Below are 17,743 nucleotides of genomic sequence, written 5' to 3' on the forward strand. Positions count from 1 at the left end.
ACGCGTCTTTCGGGCCTCGCGCGAACGGGCCGCGAGCCGCGGGAAACGCCGCCGGAACGCACCGGCCCCTCGTCCGCGCCGCATTCGACATTTCAGAAGCGTCCGCAACGTCGCCGTCCCGCACGACACTACGATGCGTGCATGGACACCCGCCTTCCTCACCCCGCCCTTTCCCGCGCCGCGCTCGTGCGCATCATCCCGACCGTGAGCGCGGGCTTCGTCATCACGCAGCTCGACGTGACGATCGTCAACGTCGCGCTCGCGCGCATCGGCATCGATCTGCATGCGAGCGTCGCGGGCCTGCAATGGATCGTCGACGCGTACACGCTCGCGGTCGCCGGCCTGATGCTGTCGGCCGGCGCGCTCGGCGACCGCTTCGGCGCGCGCCGGCTGTTCGCGGCCGGGCTCGCCCTCTTCGCGGTCGCGTCGTTCGTCTGCGGCGTCGCCGCGAACGCGCCGGCGCTCGTCGCGGCGCGCGCGCTGCAAGGGCTCGCGGCCGCCGCGATGCTGCCGAATTCGCTCGCGCTGCTCAACCACGCGTGCGCGCACGATCCGCGGCTGCGGGCGCGCGCGGTCGGCTGGTGGACCGCGTCGGGCGCGATCTCGATCGCGGCGGGCCCGGTGATCGGCGGCGCGCTGATCGCGCAGTTCGGCTGGCGCAGCCTCTTCTTCGTCAATCTGCCGCTATGCGCGGCCGGCCTCGTCGCGACGTTCCTGTGGATCGACAGGGATGACGCGCGCGCGGCGGCGGCGGCGGCGTCCGGTCATGGCCGTGCGCGCGGCCCGGGCGCGCAGACGCAGCAGGCGCAAGAAGCGCAAGAGGCGGCGGCGGATTCGCGGACATCCCGTGCAACCGCGCCCGCGCGCGCCGCCGACACGCCGCGCGGCATCGATCTTCCGGGCCAGTGTCTCGCCGTCGTCGCGCTGACGCTCTTCACCGGCGCGGTGATCGACTGGCATCCGGCGCTCGTCGCCACCGCGCTCGCGGCCGGCGCGGCGTTCGTGTTCGTCGAATCGCGCAGCGCGCATCCGATGGTGCCGCTCACGCTGTTCAGGCAGCGCGCGTTCAGCGTCGCCGTGCTGTTCGGCGTCTGCATGAATCTGTCGTACTACGGAATCATCTTCGTGCTGAGCCTGTACTTGCAGCGCGTGCGGCACGACACGCCGCTCGAGGCGGGGCTCGCGTTCCTGCCGCTCACGGGCGGCTTCCTGCTGTCGAACGTCGCGAGCGGCTGGGCGACCGCGCATTACGGCGCGCGCCGGCCGATGATCGCGGGCGCGCTGATCGGCGCGACCGGGTTCGTGCTGCTGGGCGCCGTGCGCGCCGATACGCCGATCGCGATGCTCGTCGTGCCGTTCCTGCTGATTCCGGGCGGCATGGGGCTCGCAGTGCCCGCGATGACGACGACCGTGCTCGCATCGGTCGAGCGCGCGCGCGCCGCGACCGCGTCCGCCGTGCTCAACACCGCGCGGCAGGCGGGCGGCGCGATCGGCGTCGCGGGTTTCGGCGCGCTCGCGAGCGGCGCGCTGCCGGCGGACATCGTGTCGGGATTGCATGCGTCGGCGCAGGTGTCGGCCGTGCTCTTCGCGAGCGCCGCGGCGATGGCGGCCGTCGTGCGCGGCACGCCGCATCCTGCGGCATCGGGCAAGCGGGCTCGCGCGAACGCGCGCTGAGCCGGCGCGCGCCGCGTGAAGCCGCGGCGGATGAGCGCGCGACGAACGTCTACCGAACGGGGACTGTGAAAGAAATCGATGTGGCGAGGCGCGAGCTCGCGGAAAACTCAGCGCAGCGAGCCGTAAGACGACGACGGCCGCCGCGCGCCGTCGATGCTCGCGCCGCCCGCGCCCGTCACGTACAACAGCAGGAAGCCGCCCGCGATCGCGACGTTCTTCCAGAAATGCACGGCCATGTCGCGCTGCAACGCCGGGCTGGTCGCGTCCCAGAAGTTGTGCCCGATCAGCGCGGTCGCGATCGTGTAGATCGCGAGCATGAGCGCGAGCGGCTTCACCTTGTAGCCGACGACGAGCAGCACGCCGCCGAGCGCTTCGAGCGCGACGATCGCGGGCGCCGCGACCTGCGTGAACGGCACGCCGAGCCCCTTCAGATAGCCGACGAACTCGCCGTATCCCGTCACCTTCATCGTGCCGCCCCAGAGGAACAGCACGGCGAGCAGGAGCCGTGCGAAAAAAATGACGCCGGAATCGACGGAACGCGTCATGCGTGACCTCCTCTGATCAATCGACGAACGCCGCGCCGCACGCGGCGTATCTCGTAAATCCGCCAGAATAGGAGGTCTCGCGCATCGTTCCAAGCAAAAGGTTGTAGCAAAACGTTGCAACCGCGCTCATTCCCTTTGCATCTCCCGCAAATCCGCACACGATCCATCGTCTTGCCATGCAGATGTAAGGCGAGCGCATCTACATCAGATCCGCCCACGTGACGCCAAACGTGACCGGTGAATGCGGCATGCTTTCTGAGTGGTTTCCGCGGACTCTGCCGCTGGAGTCATCACACTGCCGGGCTATTTGCGCATGATCGGTACCCAGTCTGATTAAGTGCCCTGATAGACGCGAGGCGGCGCGGTAAACAGCCTGAATCGCGGAAGCTCCGGCTCGACGGCTCCGCGCGGCTGAACATCCTCTCGCATGGCTCTCAGCAGGTCATCGAGCAGGCGGTCGCGCATTTCGCGGGAGCGCTGCTTGTGAAGACGTCTCGTCAAGCAGGGCATCCAGCGCTTTCGGCCCCCTCAGCGAGCCGACGAGCATTGACGCGTTTACCGCATCGGCGTACCGCTCGTGTGCGTCAGCCTCAATAACGCGGCCTTCAACGACGCCGGAAAATGCTGCCACGTATTCTCGGTAGTGCTCCGGCCGGAATTTGCGCCGGTCCGCATCGTGTTCGCGCTTTCTCGTTAGCAGGACCCCCACCGCAATCCCAGCGACCGCCGAAAAGCCGGTGATGACGCCGGGCAACAGATCGGCGCTCGCCCCCCCTCGAGCGAATATTCGTCAGGCCGCCACTCTACGCAGCCAATCCAGTGAAAACGGCCCGCCGACACTACGACGCCGTGCGCTCATCTACGCCGGCCGCCGACAGAAGCTTCGATTTCGGTGGAGTCCCACCGCCCACGGCGCATCGCCTCAGCCAGCATCTCAAGTGTCAGCGGCACCAGTTCGGGCCGACGAAACTTCTTCGAGAACAACCCAAGAACCGAGGACAGCAATTGCTGCCCCTCCGGGTTGAAGTAGCGACGGTATGGGAAGTCCTGGGCAGCAACCTGAAACGTCTTTGCCCACTTGTCGATAAACTCGACTGCGTCCAGCCCTGTCAGACCGAGGTCCTGTTCCAGACGCGACTCCGGCTGCAGTTTCAAGCTACCACCGAACAACGGCTGCCCGAGTTCTTCCCGTGCAAACGCCTCAAGCCGGCCCCAGATCTCGTCGTTCATCCAAGCATCCGATCAGCGGCTTCACAAGCCGGTTATAGGTCGAAAGCGTGTTACGCATGATGAGAACGGCATCCTTTGCCAGCAAGACCTCACCGACTATGGGAATCGTCCGTCCGACCCAAGCCCCGAGGTTGCGCGTAAAGGCAATACGAAAGCCTGAAAGCCCCACTCCAGTCATCATCGGCAAACGAACCGCCAGCTTGAAGGGCAACAGCTTTCGCGCGGCAAGCGAGGCAACCGACGTACCCTTCGTTGCGTCGGCGAACTTACCGGGCACCGGCACATCGGACTACCCCAACAAAACGGCCGCAGCCGCGCCGAGGTCATCGAATCCTAGTTGTTTCTGCGTTTCATCGAGGGCCACGTACACGAAAAGATCGACGGGCCTGAGATTCTGGCGGACACCGTAAGCGTATCGGTTATCGCTCATTCTTTTCTCCGATCATCGGGCGAGGCTTTGCTGCTCTCTCAGCATAGGCTTGGAGCCCCGCGGACGCGTTACTTTACATGATCGGTATAAAGGAGATGGCCCCGCGGAAGCGAGCCGCCATGCAGAGCGATCGCCCTGTATCGGCTTATTCGGCATGCAAACTGTTCAGGAAGTCGACCGCCCACGGCCCGCGCTGCTTCGCGTCGGCGCTTCAGGCTCTCGTGAGCCCACTTCGTCAGCCTCCTTCCTTCGCCATGCGAAACGGCGAAAGCGAACAGACGCGCCGCCCGCACGCGCCCCGCTCGTCCGCGCGTACGAAACAGCGCGCGCTGTCACGATCGGCGGCGAACGCACGCATGCATTCGCCGCCCGCGCATTCAGTGCACGATCATCCCCGTGAGCCAGTACGCCTGCACGCAGGTCATCACGCCGACGACGAGCGCGAAGAACAGGCTGTGCCGCAACGTGAAGCGGAACAGGTCCGCCTCGTGGCCGACGAGACCGACGGCCGCGCACGCAACCGCGATCGACTGCGGCGAGATCATCTTGCCCGCGACGCCGCCCGTCGTGTTCGCCGCGACGAGCAGCGTGCTCGGCACGCCGATCTGCTGCGCGGTAGTCGCCTGCAGCGAGCAGAACAGCGCGTTCGACGACGTGTCCGAGCCCGTCAGGAACACGCCGATCCAGCCGAGCAGCGGCGAGAAAAACGGAAACGCCGCGCCCGTGCCCGCGAGCAGCAGCGCGAGCGTCGTCGACATCCCCGAATAGTTCTCGACGAACGCGAACGCGAGCACGAGGCCGATCGACAGCACCGGACGCTTCAGTTCCTTCAGCACCTCGAAGAACGTGCGCACGCCGGTGCGCGCCGGAACGTTCAGGATGGCCATCGATACGATCGCCGACAGCAGGATCGCGGTGCCCGTCGCCGCGAGCAGATCCCAGTTGAACACGGCGGGCACGGGCGTCGGATGCGCGACGACGGGCGCCATCTTCTGCGTGAGCTTGTCGAGATGCGGGATGTGAAACTGCAGCGTCGTGAACGCGAGCGCGCCGCCCTTCGCGAACAGCGCCTTGAACGGCTTCATGCTCCAGATCGTCACCATCACGGTCAGCACGACGAACGGCGACCACGCGCGCGCGATTTGCGCGAACGAATACGGCGAAGGCCGCCGGCCGCCGCCCGTCGCGCGCGCGCCGCCCAGGCCGCCCGGCATGCCGCCGAGCGCGAGCGCGCCGCCGCCCGCCGAGACGACCGATTCCGCGCGGGCGGCCTCGCGCGCGCGCAACGGCCGCCACACTTTCAGGAACGACGCGAGCGCCACGAGGCTCGCGAGCGCCGAGGTCACGTCGGGCAGTTCGGGGCCGACGTAGTTCGACGTGAAGAATTGCACGATCGCGAAGCTGCCGCCCGCGACGAGCGCGGCGGGCCACGTCTCGCGCACGCCCTTTACGCCGTCCATCACGAACACGAGCCAGAACGGCAGGAAGAACGACAGGAAAGGCAACTGGCGCCCCGCCATCGCGCCGACCGCCATCGGATCGAGGCCCGACACCTGGCCCGCGACGATCACCGGAATGCCGAGCGCGCCGAACGCGACGGGCGCGGTATCCGCGATCAGGCACAGGCCCGCCGCGTACAGCGGATTGAAGCCGAGGCCGACGAGCAGCGCGGACGTGATCGCGACCGGCGCGCCGAAGCCCGCCGCGCCTTCGAGAAACGCGCCGAACGAGAAGCCGATCAACAGCATCTGCAGCCGCTGATCGTCGGTCAGCGACACGATCGAGCTGCGGATGATGTCGAACTGGCCGCTCTTCACGACGATCTTGTAGAGGAACACCGCCGTGACGATGATCCACGCGATCGGCCACAACCCGTACGCGAACCCGTAGGCCGCCGACGCGAGCGCGCGCTCGGCGGGCATCCCGTAGACGGCGATCGCGATGACGAGCGAAAGCGCGAGCGTGAGCGCGCCCGCGACGTGCCCCTTGAGCCGCAGCACCGCGAGCGACACGAAGAACAGAATGATCGGCGCGCCGGCGGCGAGCGCCGACCAGCCGACGCCGCCGAGCGGCAGATAGACCTGGTTCCAAACCTGCACGTGTGTCTCCTTCCGTGAATGAATCTGAATGGGCGACGGCCTCGCGGGCCGTTCGTATCGGTGCGCCGGTCAGTGCCGGCGCTTGGTTTTCGGTGCGAAGCGCGTCGTCCGCCGTCGCGCGTCGCGTGCTGTTGACTGGGGCGCTTCCTCGATGCCGCAGAAGGCCGTGTCGGCGAATTGCCGGGCCAACGACGCCCCGCTTCGGCAATCAGTCGGATCGCCGCTTTCGGTCTTCTTCGCGCAACGCGCCGCATCGCCGCGCACGCATGCGTTTCGATCCGCCGAGCGCAGCGCCTCGCGCGCCAGCCGTCACGCGTCGTCGCAAATCAGCACGAGCACGCGCTTCGGGCCATGCACGCCGACCTGAACGGTCTGCTCGACGTCGGCGGTGCGCGACGGCCCCGTGATCACGTTGATCGCGCGCGGCAGCGTCGCGATCGTCGCGCGCACGCGCGCCCACGCATCCTCCATCGTCGCGACGATCGCGCTGCGATTCACGAGCACGACGTGCGTCGCGGCGACGAAGTTCAGCGACGTCGGCGTCGCGCTCGACGACAGGCACACGACGCTGCCCGTCTCCGCGATCGCCGCGAACGACGGCGTGACGCTGACGAGCCCGTCGCGGCGCAGGTCGACGCCGGGCAGCGCGCGATGCGTGCGCCACGGCAGCGCGTCGAGCGCCGCGGCGACGACGAGCGGCGCATCGGCAAGCCCGACGTCGCGCAGATACGCGTCGACGGCGGCGGGCGCGCCGGCGGCCGTCGCGATGTGCGCGCACGTCGCGGACACCTGCTGCGCCTTCGCGACGAAGCGCGCGACGAGATCGACGTCGCCGAGCGAGATCGCCGGGCCGCGCGCGGCGGCCGGCGAGCCAGAAGACGCCGCGCTCGAATCGAGCGTCCCGCGCGCGCGCGGCGCGTCGGACGCATCGGCCGCGGCCGCCGTTCGCGCCGGCGCCGGAAACTGCGCGGCGAGCGACGCGCGCTCGCCGCCGAGCGCCGCGCGGATGCGGCCGAGAATGTCGTCGCGCGCGCTCATCGCCGCACCTCCTGCCGGTTCGCTCGCGTCGCGTCCCATGTCTCGAAGAACGTGCGCGGCGGCGGCTTCGGCAGTTCGCGCGAATCGGTCCAGCCGGACGCGAACGGCACGCGCGCGATGCTGCCGCGCTTGCCGCCGAGCCCGCGCAGCACGCGCGCGCCGACGCGCGTGAGCCAGTGATAAAGCGCCGGCCGCCGCGCGACCACGCCGAACGCGCGCAGCAAGAATCGCGTGCCGGGCGCGGTGAGCCGCGCGTCGAACTGCATCCCGCGCAGCTTCTTGAGCAGCGTCGGCAGCGGAATCTTCACCGGGCACACTTCCGCGCAGCGCCCGTTCAGCGTGCACGCGTTCGGCAAATCGGTATCGTGCTCGATGCCCTGCAGGAGCGGCGTGAGAACGGCGCCCATCGGCCCCGGATAGACCCATCCGTACGCATGCCCGCCGACCGCGCCGTACACCGGGCAATGGTTCATGCACGCGCCGCAGCGGATGCAGCGCAGCATGTCGCGGAATTCGCCCGCGAGCATCCGCGTTCGGCCGTTGTCGACGAGCACGACGTGATATTCCTGCGGCCCGTCGAGATCGTCGCCGCGCTTCGCGCCCGTGCTGAACGTCGTATACGACGTGATCTCCTGCCCGGTCGCGCTGCGGCCGAGCAGGCGCACGAACAGCGCGACGTCGTCGAGCGTCGGCACGACGCGCTCGATGCCCGCCGTCACGATGTGCACGCGCGCGAGCGTCGACGTCAGGTCGCCGTTGCCCTCGTTCGTGCAGATCACGTTCGAGCCCGTCTCGGCGACGAGATAGTTCGCGCCGGTGATGCCGACGTCCGCGACGAAGAACTTCTCGCGCAGCACCTGGCGCGCCTCGCCGACGACGTCCGCCACGGTCTCGCGCGGCCCGTCGTACTGCGCGGGCGAGTGATGCCCGGCGAACAGTTCGGTAACCTGACCGATCGTCTTGTGCAGCGCCGGGAACACGATGTGGCTCGGCCCTTCGTGCGCGAGCTGCACGATGTATTCGCCGAGATCGGTCTCGACCACTTCCATGCCCGCGCCCTCGAGCGCGGCGGGCAGGCCGATCTCTTCGCCGACCATCGATTTGCCGCGCGTGATCGTCTTCGCGTTCGCGTCGCGGCAGATCTTCAGCACGATCTCGCGCGCCTGCGCCGCGTCGCTCGCCCAGTGGACGACGCCGCCCGCACGCGTGACGGCCGCTTCATAGCGTTCGAGATACGTGTCGAGATTCGCGAGCACGTGGTCCTTCACGGCCTTCGCGCGCTCGCGCAGCATCTCGAACTCGGGCAACAGCGACACGACGCGCCGCCGCTTCTCGATCCAGCCCTCGCCGAGCATGCCGAGCGCTTCCTGAAGCTGCGCGTCGTGCAGCGCGGCGCTCGCGCGCGCCTTGAACGTCGGCGTCGCGGTGGAAGGTTGCGCGCTCATTCGTCCTCCCCGCAGATCGGCTCGACGTTCATTCCGGTCAGCACTTCGGCGATGTGATAGACGCGCACCGGGCTGCCCTCGCGCTTGAGCCGCCCGCCGATGTTCATCAGGCAGCCGAGATCGCCGCCCGCGAGCACGGTCGCGCCGCTCGCGCGGACATTCGCGGTCTTGTCGGACACGATCTTCGTCGAGATCTCCGGATATTTGACGCAGAACGTGCCGCCGAAGCCGCAGCAGACTTCGGCATCCTTCATTTCCTTCAGCTCGACACCTTCGACGCGCGCGAGCAGCGCGCGCGGCTGCGCCTTGATGCCGAGGCCGCGCAGGCCCGAACAGGTGTCGTGATAGGTGAGCGTGCAGCCCGCCACCGCGGCGCGCTCGGGGCCCGCCCAGCCGAGCACGTCGACGAGAAAGCTCGTCAGCTCGTGCGCGCGCGCGGCGAGCCGCTCGGCGCGCGGCTTCCACGCGGGATCGTTCGCGAGCAGGTCCGGATAGTCGTGGCGCAGCGTGCGAATGCAGGAGCCGGACGGCGCGACGACGTAGTCGTAGCGCTCGAATGCTTCGATCGTGCGGCGCGCGATGCCGCGCGCGTCGTCGAAATCGCCGCTGTTCAGCGCCGGCTGGCCGCAGCAGGTCTGCGCGCGCGGCGCGTCGACCGTGCAGCCGGCCGCCTCCAGCAATTGCACGGCCGCGAGCGCGGCGCTCGGCCGGAAGAGATTCGCGAGGCACGTGACGAACAGGCCGACGCGCGGCGTCTCGCGGGCGCCGCCGGGCGCGCCGGCGGTGTGCGGGGATGAGTCCATGTGTTTGATCCGGCCGCTCGTCGCGGCCGCTTCCTGGTTTCAACGGATGACATCGACGAATGGGCTTCGGCGAACCGGCGCGCGACCCCGCGAACCCGCCGTCAATGCCCTATACTTTGGTCAAGTTGGTCTGACCACGCTGGCCAAGATAGTGAGATGGCGGTCGGCTGTCAATGTCGCGACGATCAGGGAAAACGCCGATCGGCAAGGCGCCGATCGAGCCGAACCCCGCGCCGGCATTGGCTCGGAAGGCCATCGGGGCCCCGCCGGGTATAATTCCGCGCGGCCGCCGTACGCTGCGGCGCGCATCGGCCGGCGCGCGAGCGACCGGCCGCACAAGCCGGCGTCCGCGCCACCCAACCGTCCAGAAGGCCCGTGCATGACGTTTCAGCCAGTCGAGTCCTACACCCGCGTGCGCCTGTCCGATGTGGTGTCCGACCAGATCAAGTCCCTCATCTCGGCGGGCAAGCTGCTGCCCGGCCAGAAGCTGCCGACCGAGCGCGAGCTCGCCGCGCAGCTGAGCGTGTCGCGCCCGTCGCTGCGGGAGGCGCTCGTGCGGCTCGAGGCCGACGGCTTCATCGGCTCGATCGGGCGCGGCGGCTTCGTCGTCGCGGACATCACGGCGCCCGTCGTGTCCAATCCGCTCGCCGATCTGCTGTTGCAGAACCCCGAGGCGAGCCACGACGTGCTCGAGCTGCGCCACGGCCTCGAAACGATCTCGACCGCGTATGCGGCCGAGCGCGCGACGCCCGGCGATCTCGTGAAGATCAAGGCCGCGTACGACGCGCTCGCGGGCCATTCGCTGAAACACGAGCCGGGCCGGCTCGCCGAGGTCGACGCGAACTTCCACCTCGCGATCGCCGACGCGACGCACAACGTCGCGCTGATCCACGTGATGCACGGCATTCACGGGCTGCTGCAGGAATCGATGCACAAGTCGCACCGGCTCGTGAACCATGCGGACGCGATGGAGCGCGCCCTCCTCGAACAGCACACCGAGATCTACGAGGCGATCGCCGCGAAGGACCCCGAACGCGCGCGCGCGGCGGCGGAGCGCCATCTGCGCTACGTGCGCGCGCTGTACGAGCAGGCGGCCTGACGCGCCGCATCGGCCACGGCACGCATCGCCGGAATCCCGCGTGGTCCGAGCGCCTCACGAACGCGAACGTCGAGTCGGACCACGAAGTGAGCGCGCGCTATCCGCGGATCATGAAGGGGCGGCGCATCTCACCGGGCGTCGCGCGCTGACCGCCCGGCATCCGATTGCACCGCCGCGCCGCCCGCCGTCACGGAAACCGCCGGTCGTCACGAGCCGCACATCGGCGTGTCACACATCGCGTGTCTGATCTGATTCGGGATACCGACTTCCGGTCGACCCCGTTCCTCGTTGATCTCAGGGCCCGCATGCGGCGCCGGCGCACGAGCGCCGCTCCGTCCGGGCCGGACCGGCACCGACATGAAAGCACGGCCGATGCTCGAATATGCGCTGCACCCGGTCGACGATCGACTGGTCCACGTCGACGCACTCTGTCGCGCGGCCCCCGTCCCGCACGGGTGGGCGCGCTGTCCGCTGTGCCTGGAAGCGCTGTACGTCGTGCAGTTGCGCGACCGCTCGCACGCGCGCCGCTTCGTCCATCTCGCGGGCGAATTCGCGCGCTGCCCGCTCGTCAACGACGCGCTGCCGAATCCGCTCGCCGTGCACGTCGGCCCGCCGCTCGACGAGCACGGCCGGCGCGCCCGCGCGACCTTCTTCCAGCACTGGCAGCGGCATCTGCACACGATCCGGCAGACGGCGTGCGCGTTCGGGATCGCGCGCTTCATGCGCGCGATCGAGCTCGCGGACGTGCTGAAGCTCTGGGCATGGCCGACGCTCGCGCAACGCGACATCCCCTACATCCTGCTCGTGCTGACGGAATTCATCGCCGCGCCGCGCGGCGAGCGCAGGCAGGCCGCGTGGTCGCGCTTCTGGTTCGACGCGTCGGTGCAGCGGGTCGACGATCTGCGCAAATCGCGCGGCGTGCTGCCGCGCCTCTTCCGGCTGCGCTACCGGCTGCCGAGGATGTCCAAGTTTCCGAACGTGCGGCATCTGATCGACTGCCAGCCGGTGCAGATGGACGACGTCGCTCCGAGCGACGCGGCGATCGGCACGCCGCGCGCGGACATCGCCGCGTTCGAGGCGTTCGCCGCGCGCTTCGCGCGGCGGCCGATCGAATGACGCAGCGCACGAGCGAAACGAAAACGCGGCGAACGAGCGCATGCGCGGCGAACGAGCGATGCACCCGGCTGCGTCACGCCATCAGGAATAGAGCGACGCGTCCGGCAGTTCGCCCGTCAACGCATGGCGGCCGACGTCGCGCAGCCGGTAGTCGAGCGGATCGTGCAGCGTGTGCGTGCGCGCGTTGCGCCAGAAGCGGTCGAGCGCGAGCGGCGCGGCCGTCGCGCGTGCGCCGCACGCGTCGAACAGCGCCTCGCTGACATCGAGCGCCGCGCGCTGCGCGACGATCTTCGCCTCCGAGATCGCGAGCGCCACTTCCGCGCGCGCCGCGGCCGTCAACGCGTCGCGCTCCGCCCATGCGCGCTGCAGCGCGCGCGCCGCACGGTCCGCGAGCGCCTCGGCGCTCACCGTCTGCACGCGCATGTCGCCGAACCGCTGCAGCGTGTACGGATCGTCGGCCGCTCGCTCGACGCCCGAATGCACCCACGGCCGCCCCGCGCGCTGCACGTAGTCGCGCGCCTCGGCGAGCGCGCCCTCCGCGATGCCGACGAACAGATTCGTCAACACGAGCTGCGACACGAGCGTGCGCAGCGTCGCGCGCGGCGTCGGCGGCGCCTCCGACCGATGCAGCACCTCATCGGGCTCGACGCGCACGCCGTCGAACGACACGCTGCCGCTGTCGGTCTGCCGCTGGCCGATCGGGTCCCAGTCGTCATGCACCGCGATCCCTTCGCGCTGCGTCGGCACGACCGCGAACACCGGCTTGCCCGTGTCCGGATCGTGCGCGGACACCGTCATCCGCTGCGAGCCGCGCGTGCCCGAGCAGAAGCCCTTGACGCCGTCGAGCCGGTAGCCGCCGTCGCCCGTCGCGCGCGCGACGAGCCGCGCGTCGAGCGGATTCACCGCGTTGCCCCACCACCAGTCGTGCTCGACCGTGCCGCGCAGGTAGCGCTCGCGCTGCGCGGCGCTGCCCCACACGTCGACGCTGACGATCTGCAAACATTGAAAGCCGAGCAGATGCGCAAGCGCGCTGTCGACGCGCGCGAGCGCGCGGATCGTGTGATAGATCACAGGCCAGCCCGCTTCCTGACCGCCGAATTCGCGCGGCACCGCGAGCGTCAGCAAGCCGGCGTCGGCGATCCACTGCTTCTCGCGCGCAGCATGGCCGCCCGCGCGATCGCGTTCCGGCGCGCTCGCGCGCAGCGCCGCGATCAGTTCGGCTAGCGTGCGTGGCGGGCGGCCGGCGCCGAGCGTCATTTCAACCAGGGCTCGTGGATCGTTCATACGGATGCTTCCCAGATGGCGGGCTTGTCGTGCGATGCGGCGGCGGCCGGCGATGTCACGCGCGCGCACGCGCCGCACCGCCGTTTGTGGTCAGTCGCCCGATTTGCGGTGTGGTGTGCGTCGAATACTAGCGCCGGGCACCTGTAATCAATGTACAAATATGTGTCTGTAAAGTGTCGCGACGCGCAGCCGAGCCGGCGCGCATCGGAATGCTCGGCGCGCGGCCGGGCGGCGAACCGGCATCGACGGGCGGGCGCGCGCGGCGGCCGTCGACAAGGGTTGCTTACATGGCTTACGAAATGCGGTTCGTTCGGATACCTGCCTGTCGGCGCGCCATGCTCGTTCAACCGATGTCCGCGCATCGCGCGAAGCGCCGCGTGCCGAAGACCCTGCCCCGCTCGAACCGCGCCGCGCGCGCAGCCGATCGTGATGGCGGCGGCGGCCGCAGCAAGGTCTTCGTGACGCGATTGCGGCATCGCGCCCATGAAGCCTTGATCGTCACGCATCCGCATGTCAGTCCGATGTGCGGGCGGCGCCTCGGCGCGGGCGGCGTATCTGGCGTCGCGCGCGATCGGCCGGGCCTTCGCATCGCACGCAATCGGCGAACCATCGTCGTGCGGCGTGCATCACGCGGACGCGCCGGATCGGTCCGGCGGCGGCTCGACGGTGAGCTTTTTCGGGAGCCGATGCGGCGCCCGCGATATCCGCCGTGCGCACACGATCCGCGGCTCGCGCCCGTGCAACGCCTCCGGCCGCATCCCGCGCGCCGCCGCGCGACGGCGTTCGCTCGCCCCGTCCGGCGCCGGCCGTCGTTCGCGTGCGCAAGCCGCGCGCACGCGCTCATGCGGCGTGCCGGCCGCACGTTCGATGAAACCCGGGGAACCGAATAGCTGCACCATCGAATCGCCTCGTCGCGTGATCATACTTGCCCGGTGTCGCGCTCGCGGCCGAACCGGTGCTGCGCGCCCGCATGCCAGCCGGGCAACCGGCCGCTCTCGCCGAACAGCTTCGCGCGCAGCGTCGGCGCAGCGTCGTAGTCCTCCTTGTAGAGGCCGCGATTCTGCAACTCCGGCACGATCAGATCGACGAAATCGTCGAACGACTCGGGCACCACCGTGCGCGTCACATTGAAGCCGTCGATGCCCGTTTCCTCGACCCATGCGGCAAGCGCGTCCGCGACTTGCGACGGCGAGCCGACGAGCGGGCGATAGCGTCCGCCGATCGACATCTGCTCGAGGATGCGCCGCACGGTCCATGCCCCCGTCGCGCTCGCCGTCGAGATCGCGTCGACGGCCGATTGAATCGCATCGGTCTTCACGTGCGCGATCGGCTCGTCGGGGCCGAAGCGCGAGAAATCGATGCCGGTCGAGCTCGCGAAGTGCGCGAGCCCCGCTTCCGGGTTCGCGTGGCGCCGGTATTCGTCGAACTTCTCGCGCGCCGCCCGCTCGTTGTCGTCCGTCACGACCGTGATGCCCGCGAAGATCTTGATCGACGCCGGATCGCGGCCGATCCGCGCGGCGGCCGCGCGAATGTCGGCCGCCGCCGAGCGCGCGGCGGCCTTGCTCCGGCCGTTCACGAACACGCATTCGGCATGCTTCGCGGCGAACTCGACGCCGCGCGCCGACGAACCGGCCTGGTACAGCACCGGCGTGCGCTGCGGCGACGGCTCGCTCAAATGAATCGCGTCGACCGAGTAATACGGCCCGTCGTGGCGCACGCGGCGCACCTTGTCGGGCCGCGCGAACACGCGCGCGTCGCGGTCGCGGATCACCGCGTCGTCGTCCCAGCTCCGTTCCCACAGCTTGTAGACGGCCTCCATGTAGTCGTCCGCGCGCGCGTAGCGCTCGTCGTGCCCGATCTGCCCCGCGAGGCCCATGCCGCGCGCCGCGCTGTCGAGGTAGCCGGTCACGATGTTCCAGCCGATGCGGCCTTTCGTCAGGTGATCGAGCGTCGACATTCGCCGCGCGAACAGATACGGCGGCTCGTACGTGAGATTCGCGGTCACGCCGAAGCCGAGATGCGTCGTCGCGTGCGCCATTGCCGGCACGAGCAGCAGCGGATCGTTGACGGGCACCTGCACCGATTCGCGCAGCGCGACATCGGGGCCGCCGCCGTACACGTCGTAGACGCCCACGATGTCGGCGAGAAAGATCCCGTCGAACTTGCCGCGCTCGAGCGTGCGCGCGAGATCGGTCCAGTAGTCGAGGTCGGTGTACCGCGCGGAGCGGTCGCGCGGATGCGTCCACAAGCCGTGATTGATATGGCCGACGCAATTCATGTCGAACGCGTTCAGCAGGATCTTTCTCTTCGCCATCGCGCGCACTCGCGGCCTTGTCACCCGACCGCGTACAGCGAGCCGAATGCGTTGTCGAGCGACTTCCTCACCGCCGGCGAATGCTGATGGATCGCAATGAAGCGGCGAATGCGCGGATCGTTCGCGATCGCGACCGGCGCGCCGTCCTTCGGTTGATCGAAGCGTTTGATCTTCCTCGAATAGAGGCCGATCTTCATGATTGTGCGCGGCGCGATCGCGACGAAATCGTAGCCGCCCTGCTTCTTCGCGTTCTCGAGGAACGGGATGTGATGAAAATGGTTGACGTCGATTTCCTGGTTCGCGAGCGGCGCGCTCCAGTCGGTGAACTCGATGATCTTCACGTCGAGGCCCTGCGCCTCCTTCGCCGCCACCTTCAGCGCTCCGATCTGCGGGCTCGTCGCGATGCCGGCCTTCAGCGGCGCGGAATCGGCATGCGCGAGCGGCGCGGCGAACGCGACAAGCGCAAATGCGGCGGCGGCCGCACGCGATGCGCGCCGGACGACGCGCACAAGGAAAAGGCGAGACTGCATAGGAGAACTCTCTTCAGGATGCCGAAACGCATGTGTCCGGCGGTCAGGCGAAACCGCCTGCACCTACGCTTGCGCGACTGTGCGGCCGCTTCGTTTCGGAATGAACTGCGATCGATGATAGGGCCGGGCGGCGAAGATGGTCTACGAAGCGATTTCGCAAAGTAAATCGCCGCGGACGATATAGCGCGAACGCGCCGAGGGGTAAGCGGATCGTGCGGCAGCGCGATAGCCGCGCTACGTTCGCCCAGCTCCCGCCGGACAGGCGGATCGCCGCACGGCCGCGCGCCGCCGCGTGCGCCCGGCGGCGGCGCCCGCTCAGATCAACCCGCGAGCCGATGCGATGACGACCGCCTGCGCGCGGTTGTTCGCGCCGATCTTGCGCGCGGCGTTCGACAGATGGAACACGACCGTGCGCTCCGAGATGCCGAGAATCTTCGAGATTTCCCACGCCGTCTTGCCGCGCCCCGCCCACTGCAGCGATTCGCGCTCGCGCGCGGTCAGATCGCACGAGCCCTGCCTGCGCAACCGGCAGTCGAGCAGTTCATGCATCGCCGCGTGCACGAAGCTCGCGAGCAACTGCGACAGACTCAACAGCCGCAGTATGTCGTTCGCGTCGTGCTCGAACGGATCGTCGGTCGCCATGCTGAGCATGCTGATCGCGCCGCTGCGATCGTGAACGGGGCAACTGAGCCCGTAGACGAGGCCGTACGATTTCGCCTCGTCGCGCATGAGCTTCGCGCGGCCGGTCGTATAGAGCTCGTCGTGCCAGATGAGCGGCACGGTCCGGCACCGGCAATGCTGGACGACGGGATCGATCGACAGGTAGTCGGCGGCGTCGTAACGCAGCCGCCACTCGGTCGGAAATCCGTCGAGCATGCAGCGGCTCGACGCCGCGCCGGAAATCTGATGCCGGTACGCGAAGTTCTTGAAGCCCAGTTGGCGAACGTGGTACGCCGTCTGCTCAAAGAGGCTCTTCTTGCAAGTCGCGCTCAGAATTTCGTTAAACGAACCAATGGACAAGCCTTCGAACATAGAACCGCCCAGCTCAAGTGAGGATGTTACGTTAGCGAACCAATGAAGAAAGCGTGCTCGAAAGGACGTGCGGGCAACGGCGGCCCGCGCGCGGCGAAACGCCGGCGAGCGCGCCCGCCGCGCCGCCGAAGCGCGAGCGCGCCGTCCGTTTCGTCGGATGCGGCGGGACGATCGGCCGCCTGCGCCGAAGCCGAACCGGCGGCCGGCGATCGAGCATCGCTCGAATCCCGCGCGCGCCGGCCCTACCCGCATCACGGCCACCGCCGCACATGCGCGTGCGCGCGGCGCGCGCACGCGCGACGCCGCCCGGCAAGCAACGGACCCGCTGCGGCATGCGCCCTCGTACGCATGGCGGACCGGCGGCGCGCGCCGAAAGACCGCTGAAGACCGCTGCGGGCGATTGTCGGCTGACTCGACACGCACGACGCCAGCATCGACCGACGATCGAACAGGACATGCCCGGAAGACCGCCGGCGCACGCGGCTCCCTTTGTCTCGTCGGCGCACGCAGCGTTCTAGACGGGCGACGCGCGCACGGCGACGGGCCGCACACGCGACGCACTGCGCACTCCGGCGGCGACGGCCCTTCGCCACGGCGGATCGGCAACGGCATTTCCGACTATTTCAGGGAGAGCGAAGTTCAGTTTGCTTTTAGATTGCCCCAGATTGTTTCAGATATTGGGATCAAAGCGGCGCCTCGTGCGCGAATTCATCCAGAACAAGGAGGAAATCCTCGGTGAATTTCCAAATTTATTTTTCGGTAATTGCATAATTAAATACATTAAAGCAGCCCGCATCATTGGCCTCGATGATATCCACAATGCATCGAATCGACATCACGGTTTTGCGCATATCGCGATCCGATTTCGCAATCGTTGCTTTTGGTTGAACATATCGACCCGGCATTTCGAAAGATAAAAATTTCCCGAGTGAACGTGTCGGGTATGCGGTCAAAGGATTGCGTCCGTCGCGGGTTCGCGAGCGTTCCATTGTTGGATTCCCAATAGCAATTCCTTCGAACCACCGGCATTCCATACAACAGTTTTTGTATTTTTAGGAATAGTCTGATCCCGTTTTTGGAGAAAGTCCCAATCACGGTCGCACT

Annotated in this window: 15 protein-coding genes and 1 pseudogene; 4 read left to right on the plus strand and 12 right to left on the minus strand. The window is 68.4% G+C overall.

Annotated elements, in window-relative coordinates; genetic code table 11:
* The first annotated feature begins 141 nt into the window (after nt 1-141).
* Nucleotides 142-1,674, plus strand: coding sequence for an MFS transporter (locus tag BTH_RS10605; RefSeq protein ID WP_025404206.1), 1,533 nt, complete (start codon nt 142-144; stop codon nt 1,672-1,674).
* Between the two features lie 107 nt (nt 1,675-1,781).
* Here the strand turns inward: BTH_RS10605 and BTH_RS10610 are convergent, their stop codons facing one another.
* From BTH_RS10610 to BTH_RS10635, 7 genes and pseudogenes are all read right to left on the minus strand, one after another.
* Nucleotides 1,782-2,219: a DoxX family protein gene (locus BTH_RS10610; RefSeq protein WP_009894019.1), complete on the minus strand. Its 438-nt coding sequence runs from the start codon at nt 2,217-2,219 to the stop codon at nt 1,782-1,784.
* Between the two features lie 855 nt (nt 2,220-3,074).
* Nucleotides 3,075-3,449 (minus strand): DUF1493 family protein, encoded by a 375-nt coding sequence (locus BTH_RS10615; RefSeq protein ID WP_009894021.1) that lies wholly within the window; start codon nt 3,447-3,449, stop codon nt 3,075-3,077.
* A pseudogene (locus tag BTH_RS30485) lies at nt 3,421-3,879 on the minus strand (STM2901 family protein). The gene BTH_RS10615 and the pseudogene BTH_RS30485 overlap by 29 nt, the downstream one beginning before the upstream one ends.
* Nucleotides 3,880-4,256: 377 nt before the next feature.
* Nucleotides 4,257-5,978: a lactate permease LctP family transporter gene (locus BTH_RS10620; protein ID WP_009894024.1), complete on the minus strand. Its 1,722-nt coding sequence runs from the start codon at nt 5,976-5,978 to the stop codon at nt 4,257-4,259.
* Between the two features lie 309 nt (nt 5,979-6,287).
* Complete coding sequence (locus BTH_RS10625; RefSeq protein WP_011401497.1) at nt 6,288-7,016, minus strand: LutC/YkgG family protein; 729 nt, start codon at nt 7,014-7,016, stop codon at nt 6,288-6,290.
* On the minus strand, nt 7,013-8,461 hold the full coding sequence (locus BTH_RS10630) for a LutB/LldF family L-lactate oxidation iron-sulfur protein (protein ID WP_009894030.1): 1,449 nt from the start codon (nt 8,459-8,461) through the stop codon (nt 7,013-7,015). The genes BTH_RS10625 and BTH_RS10630 overlap by 4 nt, the downstream gene beginning before the upstream one ends.
* Nucleotides 8,458-9,264 (minus strand): (Fe-S)-binding protein, encoded by an 807-nt coding sequence (locus BTH_RS10635; RefSeq protein WP_009894032.1) that lies wholly within the window; start codon nt 9,262-9,264, stop codon nt 8,458-8,460. Before BTH_RS10635 ends, BTH_RS10630 begins: the two co-directional genes overlap by 4 nt.
* A 379-nt stretch (nt 9,265-9,643) precedes the next feature.
* Between BTH_RS10635 and BTH_RS10640 the strand changes: the two genes are divergently transcribed.
* Nucleotides 9,644-10,363 carry a FadR/GntR family transcriptional regulator gene (locus BTH_RS10640; protein WP_019256118.1) on the plus strand — a complete coding sequence of 240 codons (720 nt, stop codon included), beginning with the start codon at nt 9,644-9,646 and terminating at the stop codon, nt 10,361-10,363.
* A gap of 288 nt (nt 10,364-10,651) precedes the next feature.
* Nucleotides 10,652-11,479 carry a hypothetical protein gene (locus BTH_RS10645; protein ID WP_011401499.1) on the plus strand — a complete coding sequence of 276 codons (828 nt, stop codon included), beginning with the start codon at nt 10,652-10,654 and terminating at the stop codon, nt 11,477-11,479.
* A gap of 81 nt (nt 11,480-11,560) precedes the next feature.
* Here the strand turns inward: BTH_RS10645 and BTH_RS10650 are convergent, their stop codons facing one another.
* On the minus strand, nt 11,561-12,736 hold the full coding sequence (locus BTH_RS10650; RefSeq protein ID WP_009894036.1) for an acyl-CoA dehydrogenase family protein: 1,176 nt from the start codon (nt 12,734-12,736) through the stop codon (nt 11,561-11,563).
* A gap of 404 nt (nt 12,737-13,140) precedes the next feature.
* Between BTH_RS10650 and BTH_RS34415 the strand changes: the two genes are divergently transcribed.
* On the plus strand, nt 13,141-13,653 hold the full coding sequence (locus tag BTH_RS34415) for a hypothetical protein (protein ID WP_155275563.1): 513 nt from the start codon (nt 13,141-13,143) through the stop codon (nt 13,651-13,653).
* Between the two features lie 29 nt (nt 13,654-13,682).
* On the opposite strand, the gene BTH_RS10660 is transcribed toward BTH_RS34415, so the two are convergent.
* The 4 genes from BTH_RS10660 to BTH_RS34420 form a co-directional block, all read right to left on the minus strand.
* Entirely contained in the window at nt 13,683-15,077 is a 1,395-nt protein-coding gene (locus BTH_RS10660; protein WP_009894037.1) for an LLM class flavin-dependent oxidoreductase, read from the minus strand.
* A 20-nt stretch (nt 15,078-15,097) separates the two neighbouring features.
* The gene (locus BTH_RS10665; protein ID WP_025404207.1) at nt 15,098-15,607 is read right to left on the minus strand and encodes a MetQ/NlpA family ABC transporter substrate-binding protein; all 510 of its coding nucleotides are present in this window, start codon (nt 15,605-15,607) and stop codon (nt 15,098-15,100) included.
* 315 nt (nt 15,608-15,922) lie between these two features.
* Nucleotides 15,923-16,627 carry a LuxR family transcriptional regulator MalR gene (gene malR, locus BTH_RS10670; protein ID WP_190275336.1) on the minus strand — a complete coding sequence of 235 codons (705 nt, stop codon included), beginning with the start codon at nt 16,625-16,627 and terminating at the stop codon, nt 15,923-15,925.
* Nucleotides 16,628-17,388: 761 nt separating this feature from the next.
* Entirely contained in the window at nt 17,389-17,628 is a 240-nt protein-coding gene (locus tag BTH_RS34420; protein WP_154660016.1) for a hypothetical protein, read from the minus strand.
* Nucleotides 17,629-17,743 lie beyond the last annotated feature (115 nt).

It is taken from the genome of Burkholderia thailandensis E264 (genome assembly GCF_000012365.1).
Lineage (GTDB): Bacteria > Pseudomonadota > Gammaproteobacteria > Burkholderiales > Burkholderiaceae > Burkholderia > Burkholderia thailandensis.

What these genes read in the sequence shown, in the direction of transcription:
- BTH_RS10615 (WP_009894021.1), bottom strand. Translation starts at nt 3,449, where the DNA reads ATGAACGACGAGATCTGGGGCCGGCTTGAGGCGTTTGCACGGGAAGAA.
- BTH_RS10660 (WP_009894037.1), bottom strand. Translation starts at nt 15,077, where the DNA reads ATGGCGAAGAGAAAGATCCTGCTGAACGCGTTCGACATGAATTGCGTC.
- BTH_RS10635 (WP_009894032.1), bottom strand. Translation starts at nt 9,264, where the DNA reads ATGGACTCATCCCCGCACACCGCCGGCGCGCCCGGCGGCGCCCGCGAG.
- BTH_RS34420 (WP_154660016.1), bottom strand. Translation starts at nt 17,628, where the DNA reads ATGGAACGCTCGCGAACCCGCGACGGACGCAATCCTTTGACCGCATAC.
- BTH_RS10650 (WP_009894036.1), bottom strand. Translation starts at nt 12,736, where the DNA reads ATGACGCTCGGCGCCGGCCGCCCGCCACGCACGCTAGCCGAACTGATC.
- BTH_RS10610 (WP_009894019.1), bottom strand. Translation starts at nt 2,219, where the DNA reads ATGACGCGTTCCGTCGATTCCGGCGTCATTTTTTTCGCACGGCTCCTG.
- BTH_RS10665 (WP_025404207.1), bottom strand. Translation starts at nt 15,607, where the DNA reads ATGCAGTCTCGCCTTTTCCTTGTGCGCGTCGTCCGGCGCGCATCGCGT.
- BTH_RS10605 (WP_025404206.1), top strand. Translation starts at nt 142, where the DNA reads ATGGACACCCGCCTTCCTCACCCCGCCCTTTCCCGCGCCGCGCTCGTG.
- BTH_RS10625 (WP_011401497.1), bottom strand. Translation starts at nt 7,016, where the DNA reads ATGAGCGCGCGCGACGACATTCTCGGCCGCATCCGCGCGGCGCTCGGC.
- BTH_RS10640 (WP_019256118.1), top strand. Translation starts at nt 9,644, where the DNA reads ATGACGTTTCAGCCAGTCGAGTCCTACACCCGCGTGCGCCTGTCCGAT.
- BTH_RS10630 (WP_009894030.1), bottom strand. Translation starts at nt 8,461, where the DNA reads ATGAGCGCGCAACCTTCCACCGCGACGCCGACGTTCAAGGCGCGCGCG.